Source organism: Cytobacillus mangrovibacter (genome assembly GCF_042865275.1).
Taxonomy (GTDB): Bacteria; Bacillota; Bacilli; order Bacillales; family Cytobacillaceae; genus Cytobacillus; species Cytobacillus mangrovibacter.
The window spans coordinates 93,682-119,895 of sequence record NZ_JBIACJ010000007.1 but is presented as its reverse complement, the minus strand read 5'-3'; the positions used below and the strand labels follow the sequence as shown (position 1 = coordinate 119,895).

At 37.8% G+C, this 26,214-nt stretch carries 26 protein-coding genes; 7 read left to right on the top strand and 19 right to left on the bottom strand.

Annotated elements, in window-relative coordinates; translation table 11 throughout:
• Positions 1 to 7: 7 nt before the first annotated feature.
• The gene (locus ACFYKT_RS14070) at positions 8 to 1,006 is read right to left on the bottom strand and encodes a LacI family DNA-binding transcriptional regulator (protein ID WP_389220701.1); all 999 of its coding nucleotides are present in this window, start codon (positions 1,004 to 1,006) and stop codon (positions 8 to 10) included.
• Positions 1,007 to 1,295: 289 nt separating this feature from the next.
• Positions 1,296 to 2,345 carry a LacI family DNA-binding transcriptional regulator gene (locus ACFYKT_RS14065; RefSeq protein ID WP_389220698.1) on the bottom strand — a complete coding sequence of 350 codons (1,050 nt, stop codon included), beginning with the start codon at positions 2,343 to 2,345 and terminating at the stop codon, positions 1,296 to 1,298.
• Positions 2,346 to 2,581: 236 nt separating this feature from the next.
• On the opposite strand from ACFYKT_RS14065, the gene ACFYKT_RS14060 reads away from it, so the two are divergent.
• The 4 genes from ACFYKT_RS14060 to ACFYKT_RS14045 are packed head-to-tail and all read left to right on the top strand — an operon-like array spanning position 2,582 to position 7,299.
• On the top strand, positions 2,582 to 4,018 hold the full coding sequence (locus tag ACFYKT_RS14060) for an L-fucose/L-arabinose isomerase family protein (RefSeq protein WP_389220695.1): 1,437 nt from the start codon (positions 2,582 to 2,584) through the stop codon (positions 4,016 to 4,018).
• Entirely contained in the window at positions 4,015 to 4,869 is an 855-nt protein-coding gene (locus ACFYKT_RS14055) for a transketolase (RefSeq protein WP_389220692.1), read from the top strand. Before ACFYKT_RS14060 ends, ACFYKT_RS14055 begins: the two co-directional genes overlap by 4 nt.
• Positions 4,862 to 5,803 (top strand): transketolase family protein, encoded by a 942-nt coding sequence (locus tag ACFYKT_RS14050; RefSeq protein ID WP_389220689.1) that lies wholly within the window; start codon positions 4,862 to 4,864, stop codon positions 5,801 to 5,803. The genes ACFYKT_RS14055 and ACFYKT_RS14050 overlap by 8 nt, the downstream gene beginning before the upstream one ends.
• Positions 5,804 to 5,805: 2 nt before the next feature.
• Positions 5,806 to 7,299: an FGGY family carbohydrate kinase gene (locus ACFYKT_RS14045; protein ID WP_389220686.1), complete on the top strand. Its 1,494-nt coding sequence runs from the start codon at positions 5,806 to 5,808 to the stop codon at positions 7,297 to 7,299.
• 71 nt (positions 7,300 to 7,370) lie between these two features.
• Here the strand turns inward: ACFYKT_RS14045 and ACFYKT_RS14040 are convergent, their stop codons facing one another.
• The 5 genes from ACFYKT_RS14040 to ACFYKT_RS14020 all read right to left on the bottom strand — a co-directional run bounded on the left by ACFYKT_RS14040 (position 7,371) and on the right by ACFYKT_RS14020 (position 10,726).
• A complete protein-coding gene (locus ACFYKT_RS14040) occupies positions 7,371 to 8,012 on the bottom strand; it encodes a hypothetical protein (protein WP_389220683.1) in 642 nt (213 codons plus the stop codon).
• A gap of 298 nt (positions 8,013 to 8,310) precedes the next feature.
• Positions 8,311 to 8,616 (bottom strand): hypothetical protein, encoded by a 306-nt coding sequence (locus tag ACFYKT_RS14035; protein WP_389220681.1) that lies wholly within the window; start codon positions 8,614 to 8,616, stop codon positions 8,311 to 8,313.
• A 205-nt stretch (positions 8,617 to 8,821) separates the two neighbouring features.
• On the bottom strand, positions 8,822 to 9,775 hold the full coding sequence (locus tag ACFYKT_RS14030; RefSeq protein WP_389220678.1) for a ribose-phosphate diphosphokinase: 954 nt from the start codon (positions 9,773 to 9,775) through the stop codon (positions 8,822 to 8,824).
• Positions 9,776 to 9,905: 130 nt separating this feature from the next.
• Positions 9,906 to 10,085 carry a hypothetical protein gene (locus ACFYKT_RS14025; RefSeq protein ID WP_389220676.1) on the bottom strand — a complete coding sequence of 60 codons (180 nt, stop codon included), beginning with the start codon at positions 10,083 to 10,085 and terminating at the stop codon, positions 9,906 to 9,908.
• Between the two features lie 182 nt (positions 10,086 to 10,267).
• Positions 10,268 to 10,726, bottom strand: a complete 459-nt coding sequence (locus ACFYKT_RS14020; protein ID WP_389220673.1) for a hypothetical protein — start codon at positions 10,724 to 10,726, stop codon at positions 10,268 to 10,270.
• 366 nt (positions 10,727 to 11,092) lie between these two features.
• Between ACFYKT_RS14020 and ACFYKT_RS14015 the strand changes: the two genes are divergently transcribed.
• Together ACFYKT_RS14015 and ACFYKT_RS14010 are read left to right on the top strand one after the other, a co-directional pair.
• Positions 11,093 to 11,599 carry a hypothetical protein gene (locus ACFYKT_RS14015; RefSeq protein ID WP_389220670.1) on the top strand — a complete coding sequence of 169 codons (507 nt, stop codon included), beginning with the start codon at positions 11,093 to 11,095 and terminating at the stop codon, positions 11,597 to 11,599.
• Positions 11,600 to 11,863: 264 nt separating this feature from the next.
• A complete protein-coding gene (locus ACFYKT_RS14010) occupies positions 11,864 to 13,294 on the top strand; it encodes a hypothetical protein (RefSeq protein ID WP_389220667.1) in 1,431 nt (476 codons plus the stop codon).
• Between the two features lie 117 nt (positions 13,295 to 13,411).
• Here the strand turns inward: ACFYKT_RS14010 and ACFYKT_RS14005 are convergent, their stop codons facing one another.
• The 6 genes from ACFYKT_RS14005 to ACFYKT_RS13980 form a co-directional block, all read right to left on the bottom strand.
• Complete coding sequence (locus ACFYKT_RS14005; protein WP_389220664.1) at positions 13,412 to 14,470, bottom strand: LLM class flavin-dependent oxidoreductase; 1,059 nt, start codon at positions 14,468 to 14,470, stop codon at positions 13,412 to 13,414.
• Positions 14,471 to 14,690: 220 nt separating this feature from the next.
• Positions 14,691 to 15,017 carry a VOC family protein gene (locus tag ACFYKT_RS14000; protein WP_389220661.1) on the bottom strand — a complete coding sequence of 109 codons (327 nt, stop codon included), beginning with the start codon at positions 15,015 to 15,017 and terminating at the stop codon, positions 14,691 to 14,693.
• Positions 14,959 to 15,195, bottom strand: a complete 237-nt coding sequence (locus ACFYKT_RS13995) for a VOC family protein (RefSeq protein WP_389220658.1) — start codon at positions 15,193 to 15,195, stop codon at positions 14,959 to 14,961. The genes ACFYKT_RS14000 and ACFYKT_RS13995 overlap by 59 nt, the downstream gene beginning before the upstream one ends.
• A 97-nt stretch (positions 15,196 to 15,292) precedes the next feature.
• On the bottom strand, positions 15,293 to 16,759 hold the full coding sequence (locus tag ACFYKT_RS13990) for a protein adenylyltransferase SelO (protein WP_389220655.1): 1,467 nt from the start codon (positions 16,757 to 16,759) through the stop codon (positions 15,293 to 15,295).
• A gap of 310 nt (positions 16,760 to 17,069) precedes the next feature.
• The gene (locus ACFYKT_RS13985; protein WP_389220652.1) at positions 17,070 to 18,314 is read right to left on the bottom strand and encodes an MFS transporter; all 1,245 of its coding nucleotides are present in this window, start codon (positions 18,312 to 18,314) and stop codon (positions 17,070 to 17,072) included.
• Positions 18,315 to 18,517: 203 nt separating this feature from the next.
• Positions 18,518 to 19,075, bottom strand: a complete 558-nt coding sequence (locus ACFYKT_RS13980) for a class I SAM-dependent methyltransferase (protein ID WP_389220649.1) — start codon at positions 19,073 to 19,075, stop codon at positions 18,518 to 18,520.
• Positions 19,076 to 19,136: 61 nt separating this feature from the next.
• Between ACFYKT_RS13980 and ACFYKT_RS13975 the strand changes: the two genes are divergently transcribed.
• Positions 19,137 to 20,228 carry a GIY-YIG nuclease family protein gene (locus ACFYKT_RS13975; RefSeq protein ID WP_389220646.1) on the top strand — a complete coding sequence of 364 codons (1,092 nt, stop codon included), beginning with the start codon at positions 19,137 to 19,139 and terminating at the stop codon, positions 20,226 to 20,228.
• A gap of 90 nt (positions 20,229 to 20,318) precedes the next feature.
• On the opposite strand, the gene ACFYKT_RS13970 is transcribed toward ACFYKT_RS13975, so the two are convergent.
• The 6 genes from ACFYKT_RS13970 to ACFYKT_RS13945 form a co-directional block, all read right to left on the bottom strand.
• Entirely contained in the window at positions 20,319 to 20,582 is a 264-nt protein-coding gene (locus ACFYKT_RS13970; RefSeq protein WP_389220643.1) for a phosphocarrier protein HPr, read from the bottom strand.
• 40 nt (positions 20,583 to 20,622) lie between these two features.
• Positions 20,623 to 22,488, bottom strand: a complete 1,866-nt coding sequence (locus ACFYKT_RS13965; protein ID WP_389220640.1) for a PTS fructose transporter subunit IIABC — start codon at positions 22,486 to 22,488, stop codon at positions 20,623 to 20,625.
• Complete coding sequence (gene pfkB, locus ACFYKT_RS13960) at positions 22,485 to 23,414, bottom strand: 1-phosphofructokinase (protein ID WP_389220637.1); 930 nt, start codon at positions 23,412 to 23,414, stop codon at positions 22,485 to 22,487. The genes ACFYKT_RS13965 and pfkB overlap by 4 nt, the downstream gene beginning before the upstream one ends.
• Positions 23,411 to 24,163 (bottom strand): DeoR/GlpR family DNA-binding transcription regulator, encoded by a 753-nt coding sequence (locus ACFYKT_RS13955; protein WP_389220634.1) that lies wholly within the window; start codon positions 24,161 to 24,163, stop codon positions 23,411 to 23,413. Before ACFYKT_RS13955 ends, pfkB begins: the two co-directional genes overlap by 4 nt.
• 268 nt (positions 24,164 to 24,431) lie before the next feature.
• Entirely contained in the window at positions 24,432 to 24,653 is a 222-nt protein-coding gene (locus tag ACFYKT_RS13950) for a DUF2187 family protein (protein WP_389220631.1), read from the bottom strand.
• A 127-nt stretch (positions 24,654 to 24,780) separates the two neighbouring features.
• Positions 24,781 to 25,782 carry an LLM class flavin-dependent oxidoreductase gene (locus tag ACFYKT_RS13945; RefSeq protein ID WP_389220628.1) on the bottom strand — a complete coding sequence of 334 codons (1,002 nt, stop codon included), beginning with the start codon at positions 25,780 to 25,782 and terminating at the stop codon, positions 24,781 to 24,783.
• Positions 25,783 to 26,214: the final 432 nt, after the last annotated feature.

Below are 26,214 nucleotides of genomic sequence, written 5' to 3'. Positions count from 1 at the left end.
ATATTTGCTAAGTTATTTTGTTTAACTTCTCGAAAGTTTTAGTTGTTTCCCGTTGAATTAGCTTAGGTATAATTGATATTTTTCTTTGTTCCACAGCTTCTCCTTTAATTAATTTAACAAGTACTTCCGCCAATATTTTGCTTACCTCTTGGACGGACTGTTCAATCGTTGTCAACGACGGATATAAGAATTCTCCAATATAACTATTATCGAATCCTACCACCTGTACTTGCTGTGGAATATTAACGTTCTTCAATTTGAAATACCTTATAACTGTAGCAGCTGCTATATCATTGAAAACAAAGATCCCATCATAACTCTCAATATCTTCAAGTGTTCTTATATTAGCCTCAAGCATTTTTCTTTGAAAGTCTGTTTTAAATTGGATGATATCTACTTCTAAATTTTTTTCTTTAGCCGCATCCACAAAACCCATGTACCGATCATTAATCGCATTAGAGAAATCCGGCCCTGCAATATGAACCATCTTTCTGCAACCGCATTCATATAAATGATCAAAAGCGAGCCTTCCTCCGAGATAGTTATCCGTTGAAACTGTAATGATTTGTTCGGAAATATTACTTTCGAAAGAAATAACTGGGATATCATGTGTAGTGTATTCTTCTTTACATTGGCTTCTAACTGTAATGATTCCCGCAACACGATGTCCTTGTAAGACGTCAATATAATGTCTCTCCTTCTCAGGATCATCATTTGTATTACATAGGAAAATTGAGAATCCAAGATTACTTACAAATTCTTCAATGATTAGTGCCATTTCATTAAAATACGGATTCGATATATTAGGTACCAGCAGTCCTATAATCTTAGAGTTTCTTGTAAAGATCGCTCTTGCCAGTTCATTTGGCCGATAATTGGATTTTTCAATAACTCTTTCAATCTTCGACTTTACTTCCTCACTCACATAACCAGTATTGTTTATATAACGAGATACTGTAGCAATTCCAACTCCTGCTTCTTTGGCGATATTCCGCATATTCGTCATAAACATCACCCTTTCTATCCTGGTTAAGTAGTGTTGGAAAGCGTTTACAATCACCCTAAAAAAAACAACTAAACATTATGTATTTCGTCTAAACTTTGTAAACGCTTTTATAAACTAATACAGGAATGTGAAACATGTTCCATGAATCGATTCTAAAATATTTTTATTTATGTGTCAATACAATTTCTTGTAGATTAAGTAATTTATTTTAGTGATAAAAACTAAACTTTTTCATTTTCTATCAATTTACATAAAAAAAGTCCGAAAAGTCAGGGTAGTAAGAAAAACCCTAACTTTCCGAACTAAACTTTTTTACTGACTTTCTCTCAATTAACTTTGTATCAACAATCGTTTTTAATCCGATCCTGTCTTTATTTTCTATTAATCGAATAACTTGTTCGACTGCTTGTGAAGCCATCATTTCTTTGTCAACATGCACAGTAGTTAACTCAGGTGAAATGATGACGGATTCTTGGATATTATCAAAACCTACAACTGAGATGTCTTCCGGAACCTTTATTCCTAATTCATTTAGTGATTTAATCACACTAATTGCTAAATAATCGTTTTCACAGAATAAAGCTGTCGGCAATGACTCGTTTTTAGCGATTTTCTCTTTTATTTGCTGCTGGAACTTTTCCTGTGCAGAAAGGATTGTTGGAGACATGATATATATATCTTTCTCTGATGATTGAAACTCAAGTTCCTTTTGAGCTTTACAAAATCCTCGTTTTCGACTTTCGAAATTATGCATCCGAAAATCTGACTGTACATAACCAATATGTTGATGACCTTGTTCAACTAAATAAGTACTAGCCTGATAAGCACCCATGATGTTATTCATTACAACAAAATCAACCTTTAGTTCATCTACATATGTATCCAGTACAACTAAATTAGTATGAATACCTATGACTTCTTCTATTTGTTTCTTATTCAAATTGGTTCCTAGTAAAATAATGCCGCTATTTTCTGTATCATCACTCAACAAGCTTATCTCTCTTTCAAACTGGCCAATATCAAGAGTTGAAAAAATGAGAGAGTACCCTCTCAAACGGCATTGCTCTTCAATATAATGGATGAGCTCCATAAAAAAAGGCTGTTTATAAAACTGATCCATCATAAATCTTGAATCAGTAATAACTAAGAAGCGAAGTGAATTACTCCCTCCATAAACTTGATCAGCTTTCACCATTGAACGAGGTATATAGCCTGTTTCCTTCACGATTTTTAATATTTTATCCCGCGTTTCACTGCTAATCCCTGGCTTGCCACTAAGTGCAAGTGAAACAGCAGATTTAGAAACATTAGCGAGTTTAGCGATATCTTCCATCTTCATTTTCCGCGTCACCATCCAGTAAAAATAACATTCGAACTCTATCTGTAAACAAGTTTAGTTTACTATTTCCAAAAAATAAATACAAGGTAAAGCTTTAGTACATAAAGATTAACACTATTTAAAACTGTTAAATCTAAACTAATATTTTTTAGTAAAAATAACTAAATTAATTTATTGACGAGATATTCTGCCGATGATACGATGACATTGAAAGAACATTTAAGGAGGCATTCTAAATGTCAAAATTCAAATTAGGCTATGCACCAACAAGACGTTTCACTTTTAGCGCAGAAGACGCTTATCGTTATAAAGTACAAATACGTGAAAAAATGGAATCCTTTGGTCTAGATATCGAAATTATTGATTTAGAAGGCATCAATGATGAGGGATTATTATACAATGACTTGATTAGTTCGGAGTCGATTATTCAACGATTCCAAGAGGAAAAAGTGGATGCAGTATTTTTTCCACATTGTAATTTCGGAACAGAAGATACAGTAGCTCGAGTAGCAAAAACGATTGGCAAGCCTGTTCTCTTATGGGGACCAAGAGATGAAGCTCCTCTAAAGGATGGCATGCGCTTACGAGATACACAATGCGGCTTATTCGCAACTGGCAAGGTATTAAGAAGATTTAATGTACCATTCACATATATTACAAATTGCCGAGTGGATGATCCTATATTTGAGCGTGGATTTACTAACTTCATCGCTGCTGCGAATGTTGTTAAAGCCTTTAATTCTCTACGAATCTTACAAATTGGTCCACGTCCAACTTCATTCTGGACAATGATGTGCAATGAAGGCGAATTATTAGAACGATTCGGCATTGAATTACACCCAATTACAATTGAAGATATTAAGCGCGCATCAAAGAAAGTGGCAGCTAAAGAAAGTCCTGAGTTGGATGAAGCAATCGAATATATTAAAACAAATCTGGATGCTATCGACGTGAGCGATGAAGATATCCGGAAAATTGCCGCATTAAAAGTAGCTATGAAAACGCTTGCTACTGATAATCAATGTACTGCAATTGCAATCCAATGCTGGTCCTCCTTGCAGGATTCAATGGGAATTATGCCTTGTTTGGCAAATGCGATTCTTACAGATGAGCAAATACCAGTAACATGCGAAACAGATATACATGGAGCCATTACATCTGTTATGGTTCAAGCCGCAACAATGAATACAAGCCCGACGTTCTTTGCTGATTTAACGATTAGACATCCTGAAAATGATAATGGCGAGCTATTGTTTCATTGCGGAAACTTCCCAGTCTCATTATCTGTTGAAGATAAACCGAAACTTAGAAGACATTTCTTATTTGATGACCATTCCCCAGGTACACATGAAGGAGAAATCCGTGGTGGTTCCATGACACTTGCTCGTTTTGATGGCGATCATGGGGAGTATTCTATTTTCTTAGGAAAAGCAAAAGGCATTGAAGGTCCCTTCACTAGAGGTTCTTATGTTTGGGTTGAAGTAAACGATTGGCCGCTTTGGGAAGAAAAATTGGTAAAAGGTCCATATGTCCATCACTCAGTTGGCATTCATGCAAATGTAATCCCTGCTATTTATGAAGCTTGCAACTATATTCCAGGTTTAAATCCTGATCCAGTTGATCCAACGGAAGATGAAATCCGATCATGGTTGAGAGGTAGTGATATGAAATGAGTAAATCAATCGAACTGAAGAAAAAGGCTGCTGAAATCCGCATTCGATTAATGCAAATGATTCATAAAGCGAAAGCTGGACATACGGGCGGATCACTAAGTAATACAGATATATTAACTGTTCTGTATTACCATACAATGCGCCATAATCCAATGGAACCAAAATGGAATGAACGTGATCGATTTATCGCTAGTAAAGGCCATTCCGTTGAATCTTTATGGTGTATCTTAGCTGACCTTGGATACTTCCCTTCAAGCGAATTAGATACGTTTTCCCAGTTTGGAACTAGATTAATAGGCCACCCAAATAATAAAGTTGATGGCATCGAAATGAATACTGGCGCTTTAGGACACGGACTGCCTATCTCAGTAGGTATGGCTCTAGCTGCAAAAAGATACGACAATGATTATCGAGTGTTTTGTTTAATGGGTGATGGTGAGCAAGCAGAAGGTTCGGTTTGGGAAGCTGCGATGGCTGGCTCCCATTACAAACTTGATAATTTAGTAGGTATCATTGACAGAAATGGTCTTCAGATTAGTGGAAGTACCGAAGATGTGATGGGGCTAGATCCCCTAGATAAAAAGTGGGAAGCTTTTGGTTGGCATGTTGTTTCAATTGATGGCAACGACATCGATGCCTTAATAGAAACATTTGATAAAGTTCCTTCTGTAGAAGGAAAACCAACGCTAATCATTGCAAACACAGTGAAAGGAAAAGGTGTTTCCTTTGCTGAAAATGCGATCAACTGGCACCATCGTGTTCCTAGCGAAGAGGAACTAGCCCTTGCCGTGCAAGAGCTACAGGCACAGATTGAATCCTTGGATTCTAAGGAGGAACCATGTCATGAATAAAATTCCAAACAGACAGGTTATTTGTGAGACATTAATGCAAATAGCTGAAAAAGATCAAGATATAATGGTTCTTGCCAGCGACTCTCGTGGTTCAGCTGCGATGGGCCCTTTTGCTGAAACATATCCAAAACAATTTGTTGAGATGGGAATAGCAGAACAGAACATTGTTGGAGTAGCTGCCGGCCTTGCCCATAGTGGGAAAAAACCTTTCGTTACCTCCCCTGCCTGTTTCTTAAGCATGAGGAGCATTGAACAAATTAAAGTCGATGTTGCCTATTCACAAACAAATGTAAAGCTAGTTGGAATTAGTGGCGGCATCAGTTACGGCGCACTCGGAATGTCCCATCACTCATTACAGGATATCGCCGTTACTCGAGCAATTCCTGGTCTTGCTGTTATGATTCCAGCCGATCGCCATGAAACAAAAAAAATGACAGAAGCTCTTACTGAATATGATGGTGGCGTTTATATGCGGATTGGACGTAATCCAGTTGCAGATGTGTATCCATCAGATGATTACGATTTTGAAATTGGTAAAGCAGTAAGATTGCGCGATGGAAACGATGCAACCATTATTGCCTGTGGTGAAACTGTTAAAATTGGGTTGGATGCATGCAAACTTCTTGAACAAAAAGGAATTAACTGCCGCCTAGTCAATATGCATACGATCAAGCCACTTGATACAGAAGAAGTGTTGAAAGCAGCAAAAGAAACTGGATTTATCGTGACAATTGAAGAACATAGTATTCATGGCGGATTAGGCGCAGCCGTTGCAGAAACGACTTCACAAAATTGTCCAGTACCACTTCGTATCCTTGGGATCCCTGACGAAGCACCAATTGCTGGAACAACCGCAGAAGTATTCAACCATTATGGAATTAGTTCTGAAAATGTTTCACGCATTATTGAAGAAGGTCTCAGAAAAGAGGAATAAGAATGGAACGTGAATTTTTGCTCACGCTTGACCAAAGTACCTCTGGGACGAAAGCACTTCTTATCAATAAAAAAGGGCAGATTATCAGCAAATGCACGAGGGAACATAAGCAATACTATCCACAAGCTGGTTGGGTTGAACATGATCCAAATGAAATTTACGAAAATGTAAAAATCACTATTAGAGAGGTACTTGCATCTTCAGGTACCTCTCCTGATCAACTAGCCTCTATCTCCATTACAAATCAGCGGGAAACTGCATTGATTTGGGACAGAGAAACAGGTGAACCCATACACAAGGCAATTGTTTGGCAGTGCCGTAGAACAGCTTCCATGTGTGAGGAAATGAAAATAGATGGCCATGAGCCGTTCATTCGTTCAAAAACCGGACTTCTGCTAGATCCTTATTTTTCAGCGACAAAATGGAAATGGCTATTGGATCAAATGAACGATCAAAAGATTAAGGGAAATTGGCTTGCAGGTACGATGGATAGCTGGCTTATCTGGAAATTAACAGGCGGAGCCGTCCATGCTACTGACTATACGAATGCAAGTAGAACACTGTTATTTAATATTCATTCTTTACAATGGGATAAAGAGTTAATTCATTTATTTGGATTAGAGGAATTGACGTTACCTGAAGTGAAAGTTTCAGATGATATTTTCGGCTATTTCTCTGACCCTGATATCTTTGAAAAAACTAGCTCTCCAATCCCTATATGTGGAGTAATGGGTGATTCACAGGCTGCATTATTTGCCCAAAGATGTACAAAACCAGGAATGGTAAAAACTACTTACGGTACAGGCTCTTCAGTTCTCATGAATGTCGGATCAAAGCCAGTATCAGGAGCAGATGGATTGGTCACTGCTTTAGCATGGAAATTAAAAGACGAAACACAATTTGCATTAGAAGGAATCATTCATACAAGTGGTGATAGTCTTAAATGGGCAAAAGATAATCTAAATCTATTTGAAACCTATGATGATCTTGAACAGCTAATTTCTTCAGTTGAGGATACAGACGGCGTCTATGTCGTACCTGCATTTGTAGGTTTGGGTGCGCCATATTGGGACGCTAATACCAGAGCAGCCTTCATAGGCATGAATCGCTCCACTACTCGAGCACATCTCCTTCGAGCTTGTATTGAAAGTATTGCTTATCAAGTATATGATGTGATTGATTTAATGAATAAGGAAACGAATATCCCTATTTTTGAATTAAGGGGTGACGGTGGGGCATCGAAAAATGCAATCCTAATGCAGCTCCAATCAGAAATCTTGGATAAACCCGTTATTACTTCAAAAACAGCTGAACTATCAGCCTTCGGAGCGGCATATGCCGGTGGTCGTGGTATCGGTTTCTGGAATGACGAAGAAATAGATCATATTTATCAAACAGAGGGCACATACATCCCCTCATGGAGTAAAGACAAAAGACTGCAAAAGCTTACTGGCTGGCACTCTGCTGTTAGATCAGTCCTTACATCAAAGAAATAAAGTTCATATCTTGGGACACAAGGCTAGGGTCCCTAAAATACCTGACTCCGTAACGTTCATATATATGACCGTTACGGAGTCTTCCATCCAGACGAAAATAGATCCGTATAACCAAAATCTAATTCTAGCGTCCGAAACAATGGATCTCCCAAAATATTAATTGTTCCCATTCCAATACGTGCACTTGTTTTTACTTTAGGAGTTTGAAAATATGAACCAGTGATATGCAGCTTTACCCATTCCTCCATTTGGTTTGAATCATACGGTATGGCTGCTACAAGAAAAAAATATGTATTTGCAACGTCTGTAACGTGTTCTACAGCTTTTTTTATATCAGGATCTCCTGAATGATTTCTTCCATCAATATTTGTTTCTATTAAAATAATTTCTTTTCTTATCCGTTCATAATAAACATTCACTTGAACGATAACATTTGTATGATCTGGTATTATTTTCGCAGTATAAATGTCAGCTTTTGTATCTGAATAGACTGGATTAATTGAAAACCCATTCTCTTCTAAATACTCCATGACATAATTAGGTGTTAATCCAGCTATGTGATGATTTTCTTGCCCCTTTTTTCCATAATATGCATCCATATGGAACGCACTGCTAGCTTTTAAACTAGCATCTTTATTAATAACTGCCCCGACTATTATCCCAAGGAAAATGACTATTAATACGATTAAAGGATTTAATTTCACATTTAGCATTTTAGATTTCCATTCTTTAGGATTTTATAGACTAAATGAACTAATTTATTCATACTAATACATAAATTATACTATAAAGATTAATATTTGATAATTAAAATTTTTCTAAAAATTATAAAATATAAAAAGAGCTTATCCGACATCCACTATCAAGTTAAAACATGCCGGACAGGCTCTTTTATTAATTATTTATCATTATAATGTAAGCAAGTTCACGAATTGCTAGTGACTAATGAAAAGGAAATTGAACAAAGATGGAAGTGTTTTTAATCAAAAAAGGAGAAACCATGAGGATGTGTTAATTATTTTTCAATTTATAAATTTGCCTTGAATGTTCAGAGATCATTTGGTCATAATACGCGAGATCATGATTTGTTATCATGGATTGCTTGATTTCTTTAACCTCTTCATTAATGGAATCTACCTTCATCTCAATTGAATCTACTCTTTTTTCGATGGTGTCTACCTTTTCGTTTGTTTCAGAGATTTTTACATTTGTAGCAGCTACAGTATTAATTAATTGATGAATTAATTCACCTTGTCTTTTTTGTACGTTCTCAAATGAAGCAAGTTTATCTAAAATCAAATTAAGTGTTTTTTCCATCTAGCTTCCCTCCCTTCTATTATATTTTATTATAGCAGATTTGACTTTCAAAATGGGAATTCACATCAAGGCGATAGATTTTGCCTTTTTTAATGAAGTGGCAATTTCTCCTCATGAAAATTAAAGAAATAAAAAGACCGAACATGCTGAAAACATGTTCGATCTAGTAATTGACGATTTCTACATAGGGACTAACTTTGTGATTCTATTCAAATAATGGACTTACCGCTTTTTGATTATGAATCCGATCGATTGCTTCTACTAGTAATGGAGCAACAGATAAAGAAGTGATTTTATCAATCCTTTTTTCTTCAGGCAGTTTAATCGAATTCGTTACCACTAGTTCTTTAATGGATGATGACGCGATTCGATCGATAGCTGGACCTGACAGAACTGCATGAGTACAGCAGGCATAAACCGCTTTTGCCCCATTTTCGATCAATGCATTTGCTCCAGTCGTAATCGTACCGGCTGTATCAATTAAATCATCAACAATAATCGTGTTTTTCCCTTCAATATTTCCAATAATATGCATAATTTCTGTTTCATCATGTTCTGGACGACGGCGATCAATTAGTGCAAGAGGCACATTTAGTAAATTGGCCATCTTTCTCGCCCGAACTACTCCCCCATTATGTGGTGCCACAATGACCAGATCCTCTAACGCCTTTTTCTTAAAATAATCGGTGAGAATTGGAATCCCAGTTAAGTGATCCACTGGAATATCAAAAAAGCCTTGTACTTGCGGGGAATGGAAATCGATCGTTAGAATTCTAGTAGCACCAGCAGTCTCTAATAGATTGGCAATAAGTCTAGCAGTGATCGGCTCTCGTGATCGAGCTTTCCGATCTTGGCGGGTATAACTAAAATAAGGCATGACAACGTTAATCATTTTAGCGGAAGCTCTTTTTAAAGCATCTATCATAATGAGCAGTTCCATAATATGTTCATTTGTTGGTTCTGAAGTCGATTGAACCAAAAATACTTCACTTCCCCTAACACTTTCTTGAATATGAATTTGAAGCTCCCCATCGCTAAACTGTGTACTTGAGCTATTCCCAAGATCACAGCCTAATAGCTGCACCATTTCTTCAGCAAGATCTCGATTCGAAGAAAGTGCAAACATTTTGAAATTCTCTTTAAGTATGTATGACACCATATTTCCTCCAAGCATAATAACAATAATTTTTGTTTATTTCCATATCCTATTTTACATGAAATGAAGTTTTCAAGATACTCTTTCCATCATAATGCTTTTCCTTTTTCCGATTAACAGCATGAATCATTAGTTATTTTAATAAAGTAAAATGTTTATTAAGTTCAGCTTCAGTGATGTTTAACCTGTATTTTAAATCTTGAGTGCGTAATACAAATTCTTTTACACCAATGAACTCTGATTCAGCAACTACGTAAAAAGTTGTTCCTTTTTTGTAGCCTTTAAATTCATCTTTCAAGCTATATCTTTTCATTATAGATCCCCTGTTGGAACTCAAAGTATTTATTATTACTATCTAAAATACCTTAAAATTTTCTTTGTTTCTAGCAAGACCTAGAAATCTTGCTCAGCTTGTGTTCGCCTGTCAAAAATCCAATTATACTATAATTAAGATGTTCAGAAGTACCAAAAAAAGACCTCTACTAAAAGGTCTATTTATACATTTTGGGTATCTACCTTTTTAAAACTCATTATTAAAATGAATACAAGGATATACACTGCTGACATCAACAATGAGAAAGTCTCATAATTTATATCAAATAGGTAATTCACTCCAAATAACGGTGTTGTGAACATCAAATAAAATGGATATTGAATTGATGCTATCATATCCAAAATGGCGTAATCCATCATAGTGCCTTCAAATATTTTTATGACATATACAACTAGGCCAGATGTAAAACCAAATATTAAAAATACCTTTAATCCCTTATTAGATTTACCACTATATGACGCTTTTTTAATGAATACTAGCAAAGTGATTAGAAACAATGATGTAGCGAGTAAATTAAAGATACTCATATTTGAGTCTGGATGTTTCAATGATGGGATTAAGTTTGTTGAAAAAGCAATTATATATGTGCATATAAGCAAGATTAACAATTTAAACTTCATTTTATTACCTCCTTCCTTTAAATAATCCGACTAATGAGTTATATACCTATTTTAACATAAAATTCCATTTTAACTAATTTAATTCATAAAATAATAATCTTTGAGAATATAGCCTCTGTAAAAAACAATGACAACCTCAGAATTAACTTAAATCTAAGGTTATACTTCTTCTCCACTCTTGATTAACTATTGAAATAACATTTCTTTATATACTCTAACAAGTTTCTCGCCCTGCTTTAATTGACATTAACCAAGATTATTGAAATAGATCTAATGAAAAATACATGAATCCAGCAGCTTTCATAATTACAAAAGAAACTTTAATAATCAATATTCGTCTAATGTATGGAAAGAGGTGAATAATCAATGACAAGATTTAAAGCATTACTCGTTTCTACCCTATTTTTATTACTTTTATTCGGTTGTAGTAATGAGGCAATGAATAAACAGGTAGAGTTTCATATGATAGCAAGTGAAAAGACATTGCCTGCCAACTTTGATGAAATTGCATTTAATAGAAAAACAACCCCATTGTTTCAGTATTTGGTCAGTAAAGTCATTGATCCATTTGACTTTGAAGAAAAATGGAACTCATATGGATTTGATAATAATATAGCAAACGTGGACTTTAAGGAGAAAGGTATTTTCTTTATTGGAGTTCAAGAGTCTGGAAGTTGTCCCTACAAGATTAGAAATATTGAACTAAGCTCTGATAACAAAACACTGACAGTACCTTTGTCAGAACCAGACGGTGCTTGCACTGCAGATGCAACACCCAGAACATTTGTAATCCAGGTTGATAAGGAAATTGCCAAAAATATAGAGGCCTTAGTTATTGTACAAGATGGAGTAGAAACAAGCATAGCATTGTAATTAACAGAGGAAAACCCTGATCTAGGGTTTTCTTTTATTTATTTGGCGAATGAAGCTCCTTTGACTTCCTGTCCATCTACAACAAAAAACTTTTCCCGATTTACACTATAAGCTTCTCAAGAATGATAACCATTAGTGAACAAGTTGGGGCTAAAGGACCTCAACTTTATCCATTAATTCCTCTTCACCAAAGCCCAATTCCCTGCATAACCTACTTTACAAGAAGTTATCACGTTACTCATCTTGAAAGGAGTGTTACTGGGTATGGAATTAACAGCCGCACATTGGATGTATTTGATTGGCACATGTATTATCATTCTAACCATGTTATTTCGGCAGAATGTTGTTGTCCCTTCCATTATCGTAACCTTTTTAGTAGGGTGGATTTTTACTGGATCATTTATTGCCGGATTACAAACGATATTCAATGCTAGTTTAGTAGCAGCGGGCGAGTTATTTAATATTTTCCTTATTATCGCCATCATGACTGCCCTACTCCATTCATTGAAATCATTAGGGTCTGATCAACAAATGATTACCCCTTTCCAGCAGGTTATGAAAAATGGTCATATCTCTTTCTGGGTTATCATCTTTGTTACCTATGCAATTTCTTTATTCTTTTGGCCAACACCTGCTGTCCCGTTAGTTGGGGCATTGCTCATACCTGTGGCGGTTCGCTCCGGACTTCCGCCGATTGGTGCTGCTATTGCTATTTCTCTGGCTGGGCAAGGAATGGCCTTGTCCTCTGATTATGTAATCCAAATTGCTCCTACCTTAACAGCTACTGCTGCAGGCATAGATGTGGGGCCAGTTGCTGATCGTGCTTTTGTATTATCAATTATTACTGGTGTTATTGCGATCGTTATTGCATATCTAATGTTAAAAAAGCACATCCTCAAACCTTCCAATACACATTTAATAAATTGGGAAAATAGTGGTCAAATCAATCAACAACTTCAAGAAGAAGCTGAAGTTGGGAAGGAAAAGAGAAGCAAATACAGTTTATTATTTGCTATCCTCATTCCGATCACATTTTTAATCATCATCATTTATATGGCAATGGCGAAATTTTCAGATGCCATTCCTTCCATAGAGGGCGGTACAGGCGCAGCTTTAATTGGTGGGGCATCTGCCATTCTCCTTATTGTAGCTTCAGTCTTTAAAAATGCTCGCTCCTCACTAAATATTGTTAGTGATAATCTTGTTAAAGGATTTGTCTTTGCATTTAAAGCAATGGGACCTGTCATCCCCATTGCAGGATTCTTCTTTATTGGCAGCGGCGAACTATCAGCAAAAATCTTTAACACGGGTGCTGAAGAATCTACATCTTTTCTATTTGATTTAGTTGTTGCCGGACAGCAATTCATTCCAGAGAGCCCATATATTGCAGGGCTGGGGATATTATTAATTGGCGCTATTACTGGCCTTGATGGATCAGGGTTCTCAGGTCTGCCTTTAGTCGGCTCGTTATCAGGTGCATTAGGGGATAGTGTAGGTGTTGATGTAGCAACATTATCTGCTATTGGTCAAATGGGAGCGATTTGGGTCGGAGGTGGGACGCTAATTGCCTGGTCATCTCTCGTTGCAGTGGCAGGATTTGCAAAGGTTCCAGTCATGGAGCTTGTTCGAAAGAGCTTTTTCCCTGTAATCATCGGGTTGATTATCTCAACAATTGCTGGATTGATCATTTTCTGATTACGAATAAAAGCGCCTTCAGTCCATATTAATTGGAATTTAGGCGCTTTTATTATACCAATAAATTATAAAATGTCTCTGTACTGCCTTCTTCTCAAAATTTATAATTTAGGAAATTTAATCTTCTATCCCTTCAGCTTCCCATCTAGCTACCTCTTCCCTTACCTTTGGCGCTACTTCCTTCCCTAATAGCTCAATTGCTCTCATAACATCCTTATGGGGCATTGATCCAACCGGTACATGAAGCATGAAGCGAGTGATGCCTACATTTTTACGCAAATAAATAATTTTTTCAGCTACAGTTTGTGAATCACCAACATACAATGCGCCTTCTAAACTGCGAGCATCATCAAATGTTGCTCGAGTATAAGGTCCCCATCCTCGTTCACGTCCTAATTTATTCATTACCTGCTGGGTAGACGGGAAGAATTTATCCGCTGCCACTTCAGTATCCTCAGCGATAAACCCATGTGAATGGGAAGCTACGGTTAGCTTTGATAAATCATGGCCTGCATGTGCTGCTGCCTTTTTATAAAGCTTTACAAGCGCCGCAAACTGCAGAGGACGACCGCCAATAATGGCTAAAACGAGTGGCAGTCCTAGCATTCCAGCACGAACGACCGATTCTGAGTTCCCCCCGCTGCCAATCCATACTGGCAGTGGATCCTGAACAGGTCGAGGATACACACCAAGATTTTGAATGGCTGGACGATGTCCTCCCTGCCAAGTGACTTTCTCAGATGCTCGAATTTTCAACAATAACTCTAGCTTCTCTTCGAATAGTTCATCATAGTCTCTTAAATTATAACCAAACAATGGAAAGGATTCGATAAAAGAGCCTCTTCCTGCCATAATTTCCGCCCGACCGTTTGAAATCGCATCAACTGTGGCGAAATCCTGAAATACCCGTACTGGATCAGCAGAGGAAAGCACAGTAACTGCACTCGTTAATCGAATCTTCTCCGTTTGTGACGCAGCTGCAGCCAAAATAATGGCCGGTGAAGAAGCAGCAAAATCTTCACGATGATGTTCACCTACTCCAAATACATCCAAGCCTACTTGATCAGCTAGTACGATCTCCTCAACCACTTCACGTATACGCTGTGCATGACTAATAACCTCACCCGTCTTCACATCTGGTGTTGTCTCTACAAACGTACTTATCCCTATTTCCATTTGAATCACTCCTAAACATATAATACCTATACTTCTGTCAAACTAGCGATGAAAATAGGTCACATATTTCCTTTTAAAAATAAACTTATAGAATACTCTTAGCAAGCAGACTGACTTATCAATTATTCGAACTGAAATAATTCCTCTATTGGTTGCTTAGAAGCATCTGCCTTTTTCGTTTTTCGGGCATCATAAACTCCTATTGGACCGATTTTCTTTTTCAGCCTTCATAAGCTTTCATTAAAGCATTCATATCAATCTTTTTCTTCGTTTGAAGAAGGGCTTTCATGACTCTCTCTGATTTTTCAGGATTCGTATCACTGATCCATTCGTTAAGATTGGAGGGAACGATTTGCCAAGAAACTCCGTATTTATCCTTTAGCCATCCGCACACTTGGGCTTTTTCATCTCCGCCTTCTGAGAGCCTGTCCCAATAATAATCAATTTCCTCCTGTGAATCACAATTTACAATAAAAGAAATCGCTTCATTAAATTTGAAATGTGGTCCCCCATTTAAGCCTACAAAGGTTTGACCCTCTAATTTCAAATTCGACTGTCATAACAACACCCTCTTCAATCTCTTCCATTTTATGCCGCTCATTTCCATAACGGATGACTCTATTGATCTTGGAATGCTTAAAAATAGAAATATAAAATTGGGCAGCTTCTTCAGCTTGCGTACCAAACCACAAATTCGAAGTGATTTTTTGGATTTTATTCCCCATTATACTTACCCTCCATTTTCTATAAAAAAAACGGCAACTAGATAAATGCTACCCACCTTCGGAAAAATAAGTAGCATTTTATTCTAGTTAAAAAAAATTACGTACCACAAAACGTTCGATATGGACGATCAGAAGGCGCAGGAGGTGTACAATACTCCATTTGCTTTTCAGAATGATCATATGGATTGGATAGGACATCAAGAAGCCGTTCCATTACGCTGTAGTCACCTTCGTTCACTGCAGCATCCAACGCTTCCTCCACTCGATGGTTACGTGGAATCACCGCTGGATTAGAATTTTTCATTAATTGCTTCGTAGCCTCTTTCGATTCCTGCTGCCTTTCTAGTCTCGCTTGCCACTGCCTAACCCATTGATCAAATTCATTTGTACCATTGATGCCCGTTTCTTCATATCTACCAAAGGTTATGGCACGGAATGTATTCGTAAAGTCCGCTTGGTTCTTCTCCATTATCTCAAGGAGGTCTTTAATAAGAGCCTCATCCTGCTCTTCTTCATTAAATATCCCTAGTTTCGCTCTCATTCCAGCAAGCCAATTCGATTGATATAATTTGGTAAAGTTCCCAATCGCATCCTGAGCCATTTCTAATGCCTTTTCTTCATTTTCATGCAACAGCGGCAATAATGCTTCAGCCAAGCGCGCAAGATTCCATGAAGCAATATATGGCTGATTGCCATACGCGTAGCGCCCGCTCCTGTCAATTGAACTGAAAACTGTTGCTGGATCATACCTATCCATGAAGGCGCATGGTCCATAATCAATCGTTTCTCCACTAATGGTCATATTATCAGTGTTCATCACCCCATGTATAAAACCAACTAGCTGCCATTTGGCAATTAGATCGGCTTGGCGCTTGATCACTTCCTGCAGGAGCGAAAGATAGCGATTTTCACCTGTTTCAATTCCTGAGAAATGACGTTTAATCGCATAATCGGCGAGTGCCCGAAGTTCATCCGCCGCCCTCAAATTCGCTGCATACTGAAATGTTCCAACTCGCAAATGGCTGGCCGCCACTCTCGTCAAAATGGCACCTGGTAAATAAGTTTCGCGGACAATCGAATCACCTGTAGTAACCACTGCTAAACTGCGAGTAGTAGGTATCCCAAGCGCATGCATCGCCTCACTAATGATGTATTCTCGCAGCATCGGTCCGAGTGCAGCCCGGCCATCGCCTCCACGGGAATAGGGTGTCCGGCCAGAGCCCTTAAGCTGAATATCAAATCGTTCTCCATTAGGTGTAATCTGTTCTCCAATCAGCAAAGCCCTGCCATCCCCTAACATGGTAAAATGCCCGAATTGATGGCCAGCATAAGCTTGAGCAAGCGATGAAGTACCTTCTGGCATCTTATTCCCAGCAAGCACCGCTATATTTTCTACCGACTGCAGCTTCTGGACATTGAGTCCCAGTAATGTTGCAACATTACTGTTAAGAATCACAAGTTTCGGTTCACGAACGGGGTTCGGGCTAATGCTCGAGTAGAATGATTTCGGCAGCCTTGCATAACTATTGTTCAGGTTCCAGCCTGTTGCCACACTTTCTGTCATTAAAACTTCCTCCTTCTTATATATATCCTTCCATTTTACTTGGGCATTAAGATCGCATAAGCCTTTGCTAACTCCTTTTATTTATTATACCCTTCATGCTAGTAGATGACCCGATTAAACGTTTATTTACCATTACAAGAACAATAGAGCTTATAAACCTTTAATATAAAAAAGACCTCCATAAATAAAGAACATGAAGGTCTCTTCATCCCATTCCAAATTTTTTAACAACAGAGCAAGCTACTTATCAAAAGAATCAGGATTACAGTGGAAATATATTATTTTTTCTTATTCATTAGTTGATTCAACTTTAGTTACTAGGTTCCTTCGCTGCTGGCTTTCCAATTTCAATTAAAGTTTTGTTTCGAACTAAGAAAATGGCGAGTACAATAATAAGCACTCCAGTACCAATTAACAGCCATTCAATTTCAATGACATCTGCAATTGGACCAAAAATAAGCATGCCAATTGGCATCATGGATGTTGAAATCATCCCAAATACGCCAAATATTCTTCCCAAATAATCTTCTTCAACCTTTTCCTGTACTAAAACCATTGTTGGTGTATTAAATAATGGCATAGCAACACCGAATATTGCCATAAAGAGTAGATAGATCCAGAAGATTGGAACGATACCAAGTGCAAACGTACATATTCCCATTAAAATACTAGCAAAAGTCATCGTATGAACTTTATTCTGAAAACCACCCCAGGAGGCAATAATACCACCACCCGCCATCATCCCAACTGAAAATGCAATTTCAATCGCTGTTAAGCGCCAAACATCATCACCAAAGCTTCTTGCCACTTGCAAAGGTGTTAGAAAAGCAGCCGGTGCCATCAAAACAAAGAAAAATGCGAAAAAGAGAAAGAATTTCTTCAAAAACGCATGGTTATTAATATAAATAAGGCCTTGATTAAAATCGCTGAAATAGCTTGTTGTCTGTGTATCAGTGGCCTTCTTGTGGACCGCAATTTTTAAGAATGCAAGTAGTGTAAAGATCGCAATCGCTGCAGTAACGACATCAATAAAGAAAATGATTTCGAGTGATGCCATTGTCAACAACGCTGCACTTACCATTGGCGCTACGAACATAATGACAGCTTGAATACTGCCGTTTATTCCATTCACTTTAGTTAGCTTATCCTTTGGCACAATTTGCGGCAGGATCGCACCGACAGCTGGCGTTTGTATTCCAGCCCCAACAGCACGAACCGCTGCCATAACAAAGAGCAGCCAAATGGCCTCATATCCCATTAGAAATACAATTGCGAGTATCAATGTTGCAATGGCAATGAGCCCATCTGCTAATATAATCAGGATTTTCCTGTTATAGCGATCTGCCCATACCCCTGCAACTGGAGATAAAATAAAGGTAGGGATGAATCCACATATAATGAATAAGGTCATCATCACACCCGATTCAGTCTTAAGCGTAATATGCCACATGATCGCATATTGCACTAAAGCGGAACCAAATAAGGAAATCGTCTGGCTGCTCAAAAAAAGAATAATATTCTTTTTCCAATTATCCATTGCTTGTTCTGTATTCATTTATTCACTCCTTCTACTTAGTTTCTTATGTAAATGATAAAATCCAGTGATAAAATTCACATTAATCAGTCGACTTAAAGATTTTGCCATTAATCATCAGCTCTGTCAATATTTATTATCAAGCAATAGTTAGTCCATTTAAAAGGGCTATAAATGGGATCAACCCCAAAACCTAATTCGAATGGAAAACGTGTTATCTTCCCTTATTTCTGGCAAAAAATTGTTTGCCGACCCTCCTCTTCATTTTCTTCAAAATAGAGAACAGTCCAACCTTCAAATTCAGATAATAGCTCCTTAGGCATCAATTTATACTGGTTAGATACTCCTTTATTCTCGTTCATTCGTGACTGATAGAAAGTCTCTATAAAAATATGCCCGCCTTCTTTAACAAGGTTTTTGGCAATGGGAAAAAGTGAACGATCAAGATAAAAAGTAATCACAACTAAGTTATATGAACCTTTTTGCCATTGCCTATTATCTAAATCCGTAAGGTCGACAACCTCCGCATCGATAGTAAGACTATCGATTTCAGCCTTTTCCTGAATATAACTAATAGCGACATCCGAAATATCCATTGCATGAACTTGATAATTCTTCCCCGCAAGAAATAGACTATTTCCGCCAAGTCCACAAGCAAGATCCAGAGCAGTGCCGCCCATTAGATGATCAGATAGATCCACCAACCTTGGATTAGGAGTAGGGACCTTCAACTGATTCATACGTTCACTATGCTTTAAATTCCACTTCTTTTTTGAGTTCATTAAAATTGCTCCTTAGAATTGTGATAAAATACGAATGAAATAGGATCTAGTAAAGGGATGAATGAACATTTATCTATCAGAAAAAGTGAAAAGTCTGCCTTTATCCCCAGGTGTCTACCTTATGAAAGATTCTCTTGGTCAAATTATTTATGTGGGAAAGGCAAAAAGTTTAAAAAATAGAGTTCAATCTTATTTCCAAAACTCAAAAAGTCATTCTCCAAAAGTGAAAAAACTTGTTAAGCACTTAAAGGATTTTGACTATATTCTTACAGATACTGAATTTGAGGCGTTGCTGCTGGAATGTCAATTAATTAAGAAATTTAAACCTTTATATAATCGGATGATGAAAAATCCACTATCCTTTACCTATGTAGTGATCCATATGAACAAGGAATATCATACGATTGATACGACTTATAACCCCATTGATCATGATGGCAATCTTTATTTTGGCCCATTTACGAGCAAAGGGACTGTTGAGAGAGCGATACAAGGGATAAAGGAATGCTTTAAATTAAACTGCAGCAATCCTACTAGAACCAATACCGCATGCTTAAATTATTCCTTAGGCCGCTGTCTTGGCGTATGTCTTGGGGGTTCAGCAGTGCAGCAATATAATGAAATAATTGCTAAACTTATTGCTTTTCTTAATGGCACTGACAGGAGTATTCTCGACGAAATGAATCAAATGATGTTAGAAGCATCTGAGGTATATGACTTTGAAACCGCCTCTAAATATCGAGATGGGATACACGCTGTAAACTCACTTTTTCGTAAGGAAAAAGTGATCGAATTCACTGAAGAAAACAATCGTATCTTAATTATAGAAAAATTAACTGAATCTACAATTAAACTATTTCTAATAAAGAGAACAAATATCCTTTATAGTCACAAATATTTTCTAGAAAACAATGATTTTGAACAAATTAGCGAAAAAATAAAAACAAAAGTGATTACCCATTTCAAAAATAATGATCCTATTCCATCCAAAAGTGTTAACAGAAACGAAATTGATGAAGCACAGATTATTTATAGTTATCTAAATAGTAACAACTGCACCTATCTAATCCTTCCTGAAAAATGGCATGAATCTAAGATTTATACCAGTATCGATCTAGCATTAAGCCGATTTTTGAAAGGAATTGAAGTTTAGTTTAGTACGGCAGACTCATTGAATTTTGCAGAGCCAGATATAAAAAAGGAAGCTATCCCAAAAACACTTGAGGCAGCTTCCTTCTTATCATTATGCTAAATTTTCTTTTTTCAACACTTCTTCTAACGCTTCTACAGCTTGTGCTGCATCTGATCCTTCAGCCATTACTTTTATTGTAGCATCTTTTGGAATCCCTAAAGACATAACGCCCATAATTGATTTTAAGTTCACTTGCTTTCCTTTATATTCTAAGTTTATATCCGCATCAAATTTACTTGCTGCCTGTACTAATAATGTAGCTGGTCGTGCATGTATTCCTGATTCTGCAATAATCGTAAACGTTTTTTCATTCATAAGAAAACAACTCCTAATTTTAATATAATGGTTAAATAATTTATTTAATTGGTTTTTTCAAAAAGCCGATTAATAAAGCGGAAATCACTGCACCCAGTATAATTCCACCAAGGTAAATAAACATGGACCCCTCGACTAAGAATGAAACAAACACTCCTCCGTGTGGCGCACGAAGCCCAATATGTGCAGCCATCGAGATCGCTCCAGCAATTGCTGCACCAACCATAATGGATGGAATGACACGAAGCGGGTCAGCTGCTGCAAATGGAATGGCGCCTTCAGTAATGAAGGATGCCCCCATTATATAGTTGGCAGTTCCTGCATCTCTTTCCTGCTTAGTGAATTTGTTTTTGAACAGTGTTGTTGCTAAAGCAATGGCTAACGGAGGGACCATCCCTGCGGCCATAATCGCAGCCATTGGTTCATAAACACCGCTTGCAAGAAGCCCTGTGCCAAATACATAAGCTGATTTATTGACGGGTCCCCCCATATCAAAGGCCATCATCAAGCCCAAAATCGCCCCAAGCAACACGGCGTTTCCAGTTCCTAAGCCTGATAGCCAGTCTGTAATAGCCGTGTTAAGAGCTCCTACAGGCTTGTTAATGACGTAGTGCATCAGTAACCCGGTTATTGCAATCCCAAACAACGGGTAGAGTAGAATTGTTTTAATTCCCTCAAGTGAAGTGGGTAATCCCGACAGAACTTTCTTTAAACCAATTACTATATATCCTGCTAGGAAACCAGCGATTAGTCCTCCAAGGAAACCGGCACCACTTGATGCGGCCATCATTCCTCCAACTGCCCCAGCTGCAAATCCTGGACGGTCTGCAATACTCATAGCAATAAAGGCAGCTAGAATCGGCACTAGTAATCCGAAAGCATTATCCCCGCCTATCAATTTCAGCGCAGCAGCAAATGCATTATACGATGGATCATTCGGATCAGATGAATTATAGCCAAACATGAATGAAATTGCGATCAGGATTCCTCCGCCAACTACGAACGGAAGCATATTCGACACACCATTCATTAAATGCTTATAAATACCACCCTTTTGCTCTTTCTTTCCATCCTTCGTCTCACTATTGTTATTGCTGCCTTGATAGATTGGCGCATCTTTATTAAGTGCTTTATCAATTAATTCCTTCGGTTTTCGAATCCCGCTCGCTACAGGTGATTGAAGAACATGCTTACCGCTGAACCGCTCCATTTCAACTTTCGTATCAGCAGCAACGATAACAGCAACAGCATTTTCAATTTCTTCCTTTGTCAGTACATTTTTAGCTCCGCTTGAGCCATTTGTTTCAACTTTAATGTCTACTCCCATTTCAGCCGCTTTTGCCTTTAAGGAATCGGCAGCCATATATGTGTGAGCAATTCCCGTTGGACAAGCTGTGACCGCAACGATAAACCGTTTGCTATCAGCGATGCTTTGCACTTCCTCTTCTTCTTCCAAATCATAGCTGTCAATTATAGCAAGAACATCCTCGGCACTTTCTATGTTCATTAATTTCTTTCGTGCTTCTTCGTTCATTAAAATCGAAGATAGTCGTGATAATGCTTCTAAATGTGTATTATTTGCTCCATCTGGTGCAGCAATCATGAAGAATAGATGTGCAGGCTGGCCATCTAGTGATTCATAGTCCACACCACTGTCTGACTTTCCAAATGCGATTGCAGCCTCTTTTACCGCCTTTGTTTTCGCATGTGGAATCGCGATTCCGTCCCCGATTCCTGTCGTACTTTGCTCTTCCCTTTTTAATATTGCTGCTCTAAATTCAGTGCGATCATTTAACTTGCCTGCATTTGCAAGGGTTTCCACAAGTCCATCAATGGCATCCTGCTTTTCCGTTCCATTGATAGAAAGCAGAATTGTATCTCTAGATAATAGTTCTGTTATTCTCATCCCAATTCCCCCCTTTTGTATCGATGAATGGAAACTTGAGGCAGCAGCTCTTCTACCTTTTCGGACGTACAAAGACCAAGTGAGAAGGCCGTTGCGCTTCCTGAAGCAACACTATAACGAAAAGCTTTTTCTATATCCTTTTCCTTCTCATAGGCTGCTAAAAAGCCTGCAACCATAGAATCACCTGCTCCAACAGAGCTTTTCACTTCCCCTTTTGGCACTGCAGCAAGATAAGCCCCATTAGCAGTTATTAGTGCGGCACCTTCACCTGCAAATGATACAATTACATTCTTCGCACCCATTTTAAGTAGCTTTTCTCCAAATGGGATAACCTCTTCAACTGTTGAAAAAGTAGTTTCAAATAATTCACCTAATTCATGATGATTCGGTTTAATTAAAAATGGTCCCAACGGTAGAACCTTCTTCAGTAAATCACCCTCCGCATCAACTACAAAGGAGACACCCTTTTCCGAACAAATTTTCACGATTTCTTCATACATTGTATTCGGTAATGTAGATGGGATACTTCCTGCAAGAACAAGAAGATCCTCAAGTGAAAGCATGTTAATTTTCTGTTTCAGTTTTAATAGATCATCATTTGAAATGGCTGGACCCATTCCATTTATTTCCGTTTCACTATTTGCTTTTATTTTGATATTGATTCTCGTATCCTCTTGTACATGGATAAAGTCTGTTTCAATGCTTTCATTTTGCAAATATTCTTCTATATAATCACCTGTAAAACCACCAAGAAATCCAATCGCTTGACTGTTTACTCCCATTTTCTTCAATACTCTAGAAACATTAATTCCTTTTCCACCCGGAAACTTCGCTTCTTGTTCCGTTCGATTTAATTCACCAAGCCTTACCTGGCCAAGCCCAATTATATAATCAACAGACGGATTTAAAGTCAATGTGTATATCATGATGTCACTACCTTTATTGTAGTCTTGCTTTTGTACTGTTCTATATTTTCAATGTTTAATTCATTCGTAATAATAGCTGCATGATTCAGGTCTGTTATTTTGGCAAAAAACATTTCCGAAAATTTCGTTTGATCTGCTAATATATGTGTGACCCTCGACTTTTCTAATGCCATTTGCTTAATCATAGCTTCCTCTTGATCAGGTGTAGTATAACCTGCTTCAGGATGAATACCATTCACCCCTAAAAAGCAATGATCAAAACGATAGTTTTCTAAACTGGCAATTGCCCCTCTGCCAACAATTGCTTTCGTTTTTGCTTTTGCATAGCCACCTAATAAAAAGGTGGTAATATTACGTGCAAGCAATGCCTCCACATGCATAAGTCCATTTGTAACAACGACAATATCCTTAGCAGGTAAAAACGGGATCATTTCCGTTACTGTCGAACCTGCATCCAAGTAAATGCAATCACCTTCTTCAACTATACTTGACGCATATTGAGCGATTTTCTTTTTATCTTGAATGTTTTTGGATGATTTTTCTGTCATACTCGGCTCTTGCAGCTTTCCTTGCAGTCTTGAGGCACCACCATGAATTCTTTTCAGGAATTTCTCTTCCTCCAGCTGGCTGAGATCACGTCTAATCGTCGACTCTGAGGCGTTTGTTAATTCCACAAGTTCATTTATTTTCACGACGTTCTTTTCTTTTAATACATTTAAAATAAGTTGATGGCGTGTCGGTGTTAACAAATAATCACCCACCCTAAATGAATTTTGCTTTACAATTTATATTTTACTGACAACGGTTACAAAAATCAATCATTTTCAGTCAAAATCATTCATTTTCCTTCACGAATGATCTCTCACTTTCATTCTGTTTGAATACCAACTGAATCAAAAATGCTCAGCGATTACCTTGCCCTTTATCGGAAACGAGAGAATATGAACATAACATTAAAAAGCTGAGCAGAAATTCTACTCAGCTTCTCTTTCTACACTTTAGCAATCATTGTGACAACTAAAGTACTTTATAATTCTTATGATTGACTACGGTTTTAATCGGTTCATCTGTTTTGGTGTTCATACCAATTTCAACAATTACAGAGTTTTCCCTAAGTGCAATGACTTTCCCTTGCTTCCCTTTTGAATCTCCGTTATTTATTTGGATTAAGTCTCCCATGCCTGCTTTTTTTGAATGCTTCGTTTTTCCATCATTGTTTTTACTATTTTCATCAGTCATATTCTATCCCCCGCTTTATCCTTTTTCGGACAGTGATACTAGAAGTCGCTTTTTTAGTATGACCATTTTCCTTCACCATACAACATGATTTTCCTAGTCACTTTATAGAATAAAACAGCGGGCATTGTTATCTCCCATCTACCACTTCTTTTAATATCTCATATGAACGTTTTTGTTTAACAGGATCATACATATACGTTACAGCCATGATCTCATCTACTTGATATTTCTCTTGAAAACTCGTCAATTGTTTTCGAATCGACTGTTTACTTCCTAGTAAAGTCACACTAGACATCGATGTAGCCATTTCTTTTTCTGGTAAACTCCAGATCCGATCCATGTTATCAACTGGCGGGCTTAATGGGGTTCTTGAACCACGGACAACATTTAGGAAAAATTGCTGCATCGTCGTTGATTCGAAACGTGCTTCTTCATCACTCTCTGCTGCAATTACATTCAAACATACCATCATATATGGAGAGTCTAAGTATTTCGATGGCTGGAAACGTTCACGATAAATGGAAATCGCTTCCTCCATATATTTTGGGGCAAAATGGGATGCAAATACATATGGCAAGCCTAATGAAGCTGCTAAATAAGCTGAGTCAGTCGATGAACCAAGGATATAAATCGGAATATTTGTATCTACCCCTGGATATGCTTTGACATAACTTTGCATCTCTTCTGGTCCAAAATAAGTAAGCAATGCTTTCACATCGTCAGGAAATGTATAAACAGAGTCATTTTTTGATCGTCTAAGCGCACTTGCCGTCATCATATCCGTACCAGGTGCACGGCCAAGTCCTAAATCTAATCGATTAGGGTAGATCGTTGCCATCGTTCCAAATTGTTCTGCAACAACCAGGGGAGAGTGGTTTGGCAGCATAATGCCTCCTGAACCAACACGTATTTGACTAGTATGTTCTAAGACATGTTTTATTAAAATGGAAGTAGCTGAACTTACAAGCGTCGGCGTATTGTGATGCTCAGCAATCCAATAGCGTGTATAGCCCATTTCTTCAGTTGCTTTTGCTAAATCAACCATAGCATCAATCGCTTCTTTTGCTTCCTGCCCTTGACGGATTGGCGCCAGATTTAAGACTGATACAGGAATTTTTATATTTGTCATTTCCAATTATCCTTCCTTATTGAAGTTTCAATACAATAGTAACAATTGGAGAAGAAGAAACAAACTTTTATGCTTTCTTCCTTATTAACTTTGGTCTTTTGGAATAGTGATCGGGGACATACCAAGATTTCTTCATTTTGGTAGACAAGATCCCTTATTGACGACCGCACTTACTGGATTTTCACCATTTCGGTAGGCAAGACCCCTTATTGGCTACCGCACTCACTGGGTTTTCATCAATTCGGTAGGCAACACCCCTTATTGACTACCACACTCACTGGGTTTTCATCAATTCGGTAAGCAACACCCCTTATTGGCTACCGTACTCACTGAGTTTTCACCATTCGGTAGACAAGAGCCTCATTGGCAAACAAACTCACTGGATATTCTTCATTTCGGTAGCCTAATACTCCCCTATTGGCACCGGTTTTA